Origin of the sequence: Bacillus hominis (assembly GCF_018332515.1) — a bacterium.
Taxonomy (GTDB): domain Bacteria; phylum Bacillota; class Bacilli; order Bacillales; family Bacillaceae_G; genus Bacillus_A; species Bacillus_A hominis.
In genome coordinates this window covers 1-9,217 of sequence record NZ_BOQD01000297.1, presented here as the reverse complement: position 1 = coordinate 9,217, position 9,217 = coordinate 1, and the positions used below count along the sequence as shown (strand labels likewise).

Annotated in this window: 9 protein-coding genes; all 9 read left to right on the top strand. The window is 34.2% G+C overall.

Translation table 11 applies throughout. From position 1 onward, the window contains the following. Nucleotides 1-447 precede the first annotated feature (447 nt). On the top strand, nucleotides 448-2,565 hold the full coding sequence (gene recQ, locus KI356_RS22800) for a DNA helicase RecQ (RefSeq protein WP_212936547.1): 2,118 nt from the start codon (nucleotides 448-450) through the stop codon (nucleotides 2,563-2,565). Nucleotides 2,566-2,590: 25 nt separating this feature from the next. Continuing rightward, the gene (locus KI356_RS22795; RefSeq protein ID WP_212936546.1) at nucleotides 2,591-2,971 is read left to right on the top strand and encodes a gamma-glutamylcyclotransferase family protein; all 381 of its coding nucleotides are present in this window, start codon (nucleotides 2,591-2,593) and stop codon (nucleotides 2,969-2,971) included. 288 nt (nucleotides 2,972-3,259) lie between these two features. Then, complete coding sequence (locus KI356_RS22790; protein WP_088229249.1) at nucleotides 3,260-3,547, top strand: hypothetical protein; 288 nt, start codon at nucleotides 3,260-3,262, stop codon at nucleotides 3,545-3,547. Between the two features lie 82 nt (nucleotides 3,548-3,629). Next, nucleotides 3,630-4,616 (top strand): LLM class flavin-dependent oxidoreductase, encoded by a 987-nt coding sequence (locus KI356_RS22785; protein ID WP_212936545.1) that lies wholly within the window; start codon nucleotides 3,630-3,632, stop codon nucleotides 4,614-4,616. A gap of 231 nt (nucleotides 4,617-4,847) precedes the next feature. Then, a complete protein-coding gene (locus KI356_RS22780) occupies nucleotides 4,848-6,917 on the top strand; it encodes a HelD family protein (protein WP_212936544.1) in 2,070 nt (689 codons plus the stop codon). An 87-nt stretch (nucleotides 6,918-7,004) separates the two neighbouring features. Then, nucleotides 7,005-7,337, top strand: coding sequence for a DUF952 domain-containing protein (locus KI356_RS22775; protein ID WP_212936543.1), 333 nt, complete (start codon nucleotides 7,005-7,007; stop codon nucleotides 7,335-7,337). A 170-nt stretch (nucleotides 7,338-7,507) separates the two neighbouring features. Next, nucleotides 7,508-7,855: a PadR family transcriptional regulator gene (locus KI356_RS22770; RefSeq protein WP_002119974.1), complete on the top strand. Its 348-nt coding sequence runs from the start codon at nucleotides 7,508-7,510 to the stop codon at nucleotides 7,853-7,855. Beyond that, the gene (locus KI356_RS22765) at nucleotides 7,842-8,849 is read left to right on the top strand and encodes an HAAS signaling domain-containing protein (RefSeq protein WP_128280250.1); all 1,008 of its coding nucleotides are present in this window, start codon (nucleotides 7,842-7,844) and stop codon (nucleotides 8,847-8,849) included. The genes KI356_RS22770 and KI356_RS22765 overlap by 14 nt, the downstream gene beginning before the upstream one ends. A gap of 74 nt (nucleotides 8,850-8,923) precedes the next feature. Next, nucleotides 8,924-9,217, top strand: a 294-nt coding sequence (locus KI356_RS22760) for a GNAT family N-acetyltransferase (RefSeq protein WP_212936542.1), incomplete at its 3' end; no start/stop codon positions are given.

Here is a 9,217-nt window from a genome sequence, read left to right as displayed (position 1 = left end):
ATATGTATACGATTAGTAGTATTCTAGTAAGGTGAATAAAATGAATATTTATGTTGAAATTCTTTCTTCGCGTATACTTAGATTTGTGTTTTAAATGTTGTAAAACGTAGAAAGCAACTAAAACGCCGATACTAATTAATATCCATAATGAAGAGAAACTTAGAATAATGAAAAAGCATGCTATTAAGCTTAAAGAGAGTGCTTTGTGAAAGAATCCAGGTAATAGTTTGTATGCAGCGAAAACTTCACAAATCGCATATCACAAAAACAAGTGGATTTTTCCAGCTTTACAATAATTATTAACAATTGTACGTGGATCGTGCAAAAGGATGGCGAGAATCAGTTTGATGATAGATTATATAACTCTTTCATTCAGTACTTTCATGACGCATAAGTGATGATATAATAGGAATAGATGAAAGATAAAGAAAAGCAGGTGACTCTTTTTTGTTTACAAAAGCACAAGAACTTTTAGCGTCTTATTTCGGTTATTCGTCATTCCGAAGAGGACAAGATGAAACAATTAAAAATGTATTAGATGGGAAAGATACAGTTTGTATTATGCCTACGGGCGGTGGTAAGTCAATTTGTTATCAAATTCCCGCATTAGTATTCGAAGGAACGACATTAGTTATCTCACCTTTGATTTCACTTATGAAAGATCAAGTAGATACATTAATACAAAACGGTATTTCCGCTACATATATTAATAGTTCTATTTCTATTACAGAAGCGAATCAACGAATTCAATTGGCGAAACAAGGGCATTACAAGTTGCTTTACGTGGCGCCTGAGCGTCTTGATTCTATGGAGTTTGTTGACCAACTTATGGACATGAAAATCCCGATGATTGCAATTGATGAGGCGCACTGTATTTCGCAGTGGGGTCATGATTTCCGCCCAAGTTATTTACATATACATCGCATATTAGATTATCTTCCAGAAAAACCGCTCGTTTTAGCATTAACAGCAACAGCAACACCACAAGTACGTGATGATATTTGCAATACGCTTGAAATTAATCAAGAAAATACAATTATGACAACGTTTGAGCGCGAGAACTTATCGTTTTCAGTAATTAAAGGACAGGATCGTAATGCGTATTTAGCAGATTATATTCGTCAAAATCAGAAGGAATCTGGGATTATTTATGCAGCGACAAGAAAAGTAGTCGATCAGTTATATGAAGATTTAGGGAAAGCAGGAGTTTCGGTATCGAAATATCATGCTGGTATGAGCGATCACGATCGAAATGAACAGCAAGAACTCTTTTTACGAGATGAAATCAGCGTTATGGTAGCGACATCAGCGTTTGGAATGGGGATTGATAAATCTAATATTCGTTACGTTATTCATTATCAACTTCCAAAAAATATGGAAAGTTACTATCAAGAAGCAGGACGTGCTGGTCGTGACGGATTAGATAGTGAATGTATTTTGCTATATTCTTCTCAAGATGTGCAAGTGCAGCGCTTTTTAATTGATCAATCAACTGGAGAATCACGTTTTTCAAATGAACTTGAAAAACTACAAAATATGACGGACTACTGTCATACAGAACAATGTTTACAATCATTTATTTTGCAATACTTTGGAGAAGAACCGAAGGAAGATTGTGGCCGCTGTGGTAATTGTACTGACGATCGTGAAAGTATTGATGTGACGAGAGAATCACAAATGGTTCTATCGTGTATGATCAGGACGAACCAACGATTTGGAAAACAAATGATCGCGCAAGTATTAACTGGATCGAAAAATAAGAAAGTTATTGAATTTAATTTTCATACTTTGCCAACGTATGGTCTTTTATCAAACCGCAGTGTAAAAGAAGTAAGTGAGTTTATTGAGTTTTTAATTTCGGACGAGTTAATTGCAGTTGAACATGGTACATATCCGACATTAAAAGTAACGGAAAAAGGGAAAGAAGTATTGCTTGGTAAAGAGAATGTTTTACGAAAAGAACGAGTAGAAACGAGACAAATTGTTCAAGATCATCCTTTATTTGAAGTGCTTCGTGATGTGCGTAAAGAAATTGCACAAGGAGAAGGTGTTCCTCCGTTCGTTATTTTCTCTGACCAAACATTAAAAGATATGTGTGCAAAAATGCCACGAAATGATTCCGAGCTTCTTACTGTAAAAGGAATTGGGGAACATAAACTTGTAAAGTACGGTTCTCACTTCTTACAAGCAGTTCAGCACTTTATTGAAGAAAATCCAAATTATGCTGAAACGATTAAGACGGAAGTTGTTACAGAGCGTAAAAAGTCTGGAAAAGCTTCAGCAAATTCTCATTTAGAAACGTATGAAATGTATAAACAAGGCATTGATTTAAGTGAGATTGCGAAAGATAGAGGTCTATCAAGACAAACGATTGAAAACCATTTAGTTCGCTCTTTTGAAGATGGTATGGAAGTGAATTGGCAAAGCTTTGTTCCAGCAGAGTATGAATCTCTTATTGAAACTGCCGTTCAAAATGCAGAGGGTGGTCTGAAATCTAATAAAGAACAGCTTCCGAATGAAGTGAGTTACTTTATGATTCGTGCGTATTTACAAATAAGAAAGTAGAGACATATAAAGGGGATAGGGATATATGCATCATGTTTTCGTTTATGGCACGTTAAGAAAAGGGCAAACGAATGCTCATTATATACAAGGTGCAACCTGTATCGCAGAAGAGGCTTGGGTGTACGGTAAGCTTTTCGATACAAACGAAGGGTATCCTGCAATGATTTGCCCAAGTGAGGAGAAAGTATATGGTGAAGTTTACGAAGTAGATGATGAGGTTTTGCAAAAGTTAGATGAACTCGAAGAATATACAGGTAATGCAGAGACTGATTTATATGATCGAATTACACAAACGGCATATTTTGCTGATAAAGAAATACATGCATATGTGTATGTTGCTCATGATAAAGAGATATTAAAGAAAATCATTGATTCTGGGGATTGGATCGTGTATCAAAAAATATAATAAAAGCAGCTAAGGATAAATTGGTAAGCAGATAATGGAATCATTCATTATCTGCTTTTTATTTTGTTTTCAGTCGAATTTCTCATTTTTTATATTCCTATAAAAAGAATAGCGTTTTTCGTTATATGGATACAAATTTACATTATCTTGATAATAGTAATAGGACGAAAATCTATTATGTTAATCAATAATATAATGACACAATTGACAAAATATACATCAGTGTTATAATGTTACCTTGTTATTAAGGTAACAAAATAGTGTTATTTACGGTAAGGATGTGAAATTATGAAACAAAATAATGAGCAAATAAATGAAAAGAATATAAAAATTAAAGTTGAACGTGTGCAAACTGGAATTAGGATGGAAAAAAGAATGGTAAAAGTTTTGAAAGCGATGGCAGAATATCATGATATTTCATTAGGTGTTCTTCTTGAAAGAATTGTTCTTCATTCTTTTGAAAACAAACCTGTGTTTAGCGATGAAAGTCTTGAAAAAGTTAAAGCTATAAAAGAAGTTTACGATATGGATTATGGCCTAGAAATAAGTCGTAAGTGGAATGATTCGGATAACTAAAATATTAATAATAACATTTAGGTTTTATGTAAAAAATCTATGAAATATAGAAATGAATATAAAGTATCAGGAGCGATATTAAATGAAATTTAGTACCTTAACCATATTTGATAATTACCCCAATCGATTATCCCGAACACCTAGACAATTCTATAATGAGGTATTGGAGCAAGCCGTTCGGGCTGAAGAAGTGAATTTTGATGGGGTATGGTTTGCAGAACATCACTTCTCAGATTTTGGTATTAATCCTTCTCCAGCAGTTCTGCTCGCTGCGGTATCTCAAAGAACGAATAGAATTCGCCTCGGTGTGGGTGTTTCAGTACTGCCATTACACAACCCTATACGAGTTGCTGAAGATTATGCGATGGTCGATCTTTTATCAAACGGAAGATTAGATTTAGGGCTAGGTAGTGGATATGCACAGAAGGAATTTGATGGCTATAATATTTCATTGGAGGACAAAACTGAACGTTTTAATGAGTCTTTAGAAGTGCTACGTAAGGCATGGTCAGGCAAGATTTTTTCTCATCAAGGGAACTTTTATCAATACAAAGACCTTAAACTTAATGTTCAGCCCATACAAGCTCCTTTTCCACCTCATTGGATTGCAACCTCTAGTGAAACAGGTGTTAGTCATGTTGCTAGTATGGGAAACAATTTCATGGGGCTTGGGTTTAGTAAATCACGAGATGAATTAGCAAAGCTGATTGATACTTACAAGAATACGTACCTAAAGTCAGGATACGGTAATCCAGAGGAGCTGGAAATCCCTGTTGCATTTCATGTCCATGTTGGTGAAACATATGCAGAGGCTGAATCCAATGCAAAAGGTCCTTATCAACTATTTATGAATACTCCGCGTGGGACGAATATTTCATATGAAGACTTTAAATGTAAATTTAACCCAGTAATAGGGGGTCCTGATGAAGTTATTAAACAAATTCAGTCCTACAGAGAAATAGGTGTTACGAATTTTATGGCAGTAATGAATTTTGGTGGACTAGAACAGCATAAAGTGCTTTCATCTTTAGATTTATTCGGTAAGTATGTAATTCCTGCATGTAAATGAAAAATTGATTGTTTCTCAAAACAAAAAAATGAATGTAATTCTCATAAATAAATATAGAGAAAAAAATTTCCTTTGAGGATACTTCAAAATCTTAGCTGATGGGTATGGGCTTATCCCTACCTTTTCTTTATTTTGGAAAATTCTCACTTAAACTATTGACTTTATGATTGTGTTTTTTATAGAATTATATCTCGACTGAAAAAATTGGAACGGACAGGAGGGAATCATCAAATGAGTAACATATTTGAAGAAGAATTACAGAAAATGAAAGATATTTTATGTACGATGGATGAGCAATTAGAGCAGCTTGAAAAAATCCCGGTTTATTATGGAGAAGATTTTAAAGAGCAAATTCTTGAAAGTATGAGGGAGTCTAATAGACAAAACTTACGTATCGGTGTGCAAGAGCCGTACTTTGGAAGATTAGACTTCCAGGAGGATGGCAAAGAAGATGTTATGCCGATTTACATCGGTAAAGTAGGTGTTTCAGATAAAGATACGATGAAACCGATGGTTATTGATTGGCGAGCACCTGTCGCAAGTATGTTTTATTCATTTACCGGCGGAGAAGAATTAGCGTTTTATCATTCACCAGACGGGTTAGTAGAAGGCGATGTTTATTTAAAAAGAAATATTTCCATTCGAAAAAGAGAGCTTGAACGTGTTGTTGATACATATGTAAAAGGAAATGAAGATGTATCGCATGCTGATGATTTTCTTCTATATCGATTAGGTGAGAATAAAGATAATAAATTGAAAGATATCGTTTCGACTATACAATCGGAGCAAAATGATATTATTCGTGCGGAAAGAAATTTACCATTATTAATTCAAGGGGTTGCGGGAAGCGGAAAAACAACGATCGCTTTACATCGCCTTGCTTTTTTAATTTATGAATACCGTGAACAACTAGAGGCGGAGAGAATGATTGTATTTGCTCCAAACAGTTTGTTTTTAGACTATATTTCGAGTGTACTTCCTGAATTAGGTGTAGGAAATATTAGTCAAACAACGTTTCCAGATTGGGCATTGCGTATGTTAGAGGGTTCTGTGAAACTAAAGCAGACAGAAGAAAAATTGAAAGAAGCATTTTCAATTAATCGCGATGAAAAAAAGGTTATGCTCGGTAAATTAAAAGGAACGCTGGAGTTTAAGTCGTTTATTGAAGAGAGACTGGTTCAATTTGAAAAAGATTTAGTACCGACAAAAGATTTTGAGGCGTGGGATAAAGCAGTTATTCCAGTGGAAGACGTTAAAAAATGGATGCAAGTTGAATATAAACATTATCCATTAAAGAAAAGAAGAGAACGTTTAGTCGGCCGAATGAAGCGCTGGATTGAAATTGAACTTAAAAAGTTTGGAGAAACAAACGAGAAAAAGTTACTAAAAAAAGAAGCGACAAAGAGATTGAACACATATATGAATTTTTGGCCGAAAATGAGCCCACTTTCACTATACAGTTCAATGTTGAAAAGTAAAGAAATACTCGACGTATTACCTGAAGAATTAGTGCAAGAAACAGAAAAGAATTGTCGTAAAAAAGAAGTGTATGGAGAAGATTTACCAGCTCTAATTTACATACATCATCGAATAACTGGAATTGAAATCGGACAGAAGTTTCATCACGTCGTTATTGATGAAGCGCAAGACTTCTCACCATTCCAAGTTTATGTACTAAAAGAAATTACACTAGGTAATTCTTTCACTATATTAGGTGATTTATCTCAAGCGATTTATGATTATCAAGGAATTGAAGACTGGAATGCTTTTAAGGAAGTATTCCAAGAAACAGGTTATTATGAATTGACGAGAAGTTATCGTTCTACAAAAGAAATTATTGAATTTGCGAATGAAATAATAAAGAATGCGGAAATACCAGTAGGACTTGCTACACCTGTTTTCCGTAGTGGTGAAGAAGTAAAGGTAATTCATGCAGAGGATCAATTTACTGAAGTTTTGAAGACATTACAGCATTTGCAAAATGAAGATGTGAAAACAATTGCAGTAATTGGAAGAACGGATGAAGAGTGCCGACAAATGTATGAGAAATTAACAAATGCAGGATTGACTGTTAACGTCATTGAAGCAGATCAAAGCAAATATGAAGGTGGTATTTCGGTAGTACCTGTATACTTGGCGAAAGGGTTAGAATTTGATGCAGTACTTCTAATCGACGTTGATGAGGAGCATTACAAAAATACAAAACATGATGCGAAGTTATTGTATGTCGGATGTACAAGGTCGCTGCATGATTTATGGCTTTTCTATAGTGGGGAAGTATCTCCGTTAATTAAGAGATAAAAATATATAACAAATTCAAGAGGTTTTTCTAGTGATGAACAGAAAATCCTCTTGTTTTTCTATATAAAGATAGGGGAGAGAATGAGTATGATTACAAAAGTAATAACAAAAAGAAATTGGGAAATCGCAAAAACAATTGGAGAGATTAATGAAGCCTCCCTTAAAGAAGAGGGATTTATTCATTGTTCATTATTAGACCAAGTTTTAGAAGTTGCTCAAAAACATTTCAATCATGAAAAAGATGTTTTATTACTTACAATTGATCCATCTCGAGTAAAAGCAGAAATAAAATATGAACTTGCTTCAAACGGTCAAGAATACCCGCATGTATATGGAGTAATCAATGTTGAGGCGATTGTAGAGGTTGTCCCATTTCCTAAAGAAAAAGGAGAATATATATTACCAAAGGTACAAAGTTAAGAATGTTATAGGTATTTAAGTTAGCTATAAAAGCACAAATCATATAGTTTGTGCTTTTAATTATGTATTTTTTTGGTAAATAATCATTGCTTTTGTCACACTAATACTGTACGATACATAGTATAAAACATATACTGTATGACATATAGTAATGGAAATGAGGTGAATAAATGGATGCTTTATTAAATTCGTTAATTACTGAGCTAAGAAGAGGGACATTAACATTAGCGGTTTTAAGCCAATTAAGAACACCGCAGTATGGATATTCACTGGTCCAATTATTGGAGCAATCGGGGATTATAATTGATCAAAGTACTTTATATCCACTACTTCGCCGATTAGAAAAGCAAGAACTAGTGACGAGTAGTTGGGATAAAACGGAGAGTAGACCTCGAAAGTATTATGTTTTAAGTGAATATGGATTAGAGATATTTTTGCAGTTGAAAAAGGAATGGATAAAGGATTCGAAAGAACTTTATAACCTATTAAAGGAGGAGGACGAAAATGAATTTGATTGATATTTACGTCCATGAAGTTGCGAAGAGATTACCCGAAAAAAATCGTGAAGATATTACACTTGAACTACGGTCAACGATAGAGGATATGTTACCAGACGATTATAATGAGGATGATGTGAAGGGCGTACTCGAAAAATTGGGAAGTCCAGTTTCATTAGCTAATGGCTATTTGGATAAACCGATGCATTTAATTGGACCACGTTATTTTGATGTATATACGACGTTATTAAAAATGATTATACCAATTGCAGCTGTTATTGCACTTATTTCAATGGTTGCAGAAAATGTTATAGGCTATAGTGGTGATCAAGCAGTATTAGATGTTATTTTAAAATTGATAGGTAAAGGCATTGGGGAAATTGTCGAAGTAGGCCTCCATGTATTTTTCTGGTTGACACTTGTATTTGCTGTTATAGAAAGAACTGATAAAGAAAAGGATCCACACCCATTAACAACAAGCTTAAAAAAATGGACGCCAGATGATTTAAAAAATATCTCGTATATCCCGAAGAAAAAGGCGATCTCAAAGTTTGAAGTTTTTGGAGGTTTAATGTGGACGGCAATATGGGCTACACTTTACTTTTATGCGAATCATCTTGTAGGCGTATATCATGGTACGGAAAACGGACTGAAGTTTGTCGCGCCAACGTTTAATCAAGATGTTTTACTTCAATACTGGCCAATTATTTTGGTTATGATCGTTTTCGAAGTAGCTATATCTCTTTATAAGTTAGTACAGGGACAATGGACGCAAAGATTGGCAATTGGGAATGCTATTCTTCAAGTAGCCGGAACAATAGTATTCATTGTAATTGTAGTAAATCCGCATTTATTTAACGAAGGATTTATTACGTATTTGGCAAATGCATTTACTATTTCCCCAGAGGAATTTAACACGTGGTTAATCGGTGGTGGAATTTTCATTTACACGTTATCTGCTGCGATAAATATATTTGATGGTTTCCGAAAAGCCAGTATTCGTGTGTGGAAATAAAACAGAAATTTCGGTAAAATAAAACTGTTAAAAAGATAGTGAAAGAAGATAAACATTATGAAAGGAAGAAAACAATGATAAGGGAAGCAACTAAAAGAGATTTAGCATATATTTTAGATATTTATAATGATGCGATACTTTATACAACAGCTGTATATACGTATAAACCTGTAACCCTTGAAAATAGAATAGATTGGTATGAACAAAAAAAGGCTGATGGCTATCCAATTTTCGTATACGAACTAGATAATAAAGTAGTAGGATTTGCGACATTCGGCCCATTTAGAGCGTGGCCTGCCTATAAATATTCAATTGAACATTCTGTGTATGTTGATAAGGAATATAGAAAAAATGGAATTGGGTCCTCT

Coding starts and splice junctions, on each gene's coding strand:
- KI356_RS22795 (WP_212936546.1), top strand. CDS start 2,591: ATGCATCATGTTTTCGTTTATGGCACGTTAAGAAAAGGGCAAACGAAT.
- KI356_RS22770 (WP_002119974.1), top strand. CDS start 7,508: ATGGATGCTTTATTAAATTCGTTAATTACTGAGCTAAGAAGAGGGACA.
- KI356_RS22775 (WP_212936543.1), top strand. CDS start 7,005: ATGATTACAAAAGTAATAACAAAAAGAAATTGGGAAATCGCAAAAACA.
- KI356_RS22790 (WP_088229249.1), top strand. CDS start 3,260: ATGAAACAAAATAATGAGCAAATAAATGAAAAGAATATAAAAATTAAA.
- KI356_RS22780 (WP_212936544.1), top strand. CDS start 4,848: ATGAGTAACATATTTGAAGAAGAATTACAGAAAATGAAAGATATTTTA.
- KI356_RS22765 (WP_128280250.1), top strand. CDS start 7,842: ATGAATTTGATTGATATTTACGTCCATGAAGTTGCGAAGAGATTACCC.
- KI356_RS22785 (WP_212936545.1), top strand. CDS start 3,630: ATGAAATTTAGTACCTTAACCATATTTGATAATTACCCCAATCGATTA.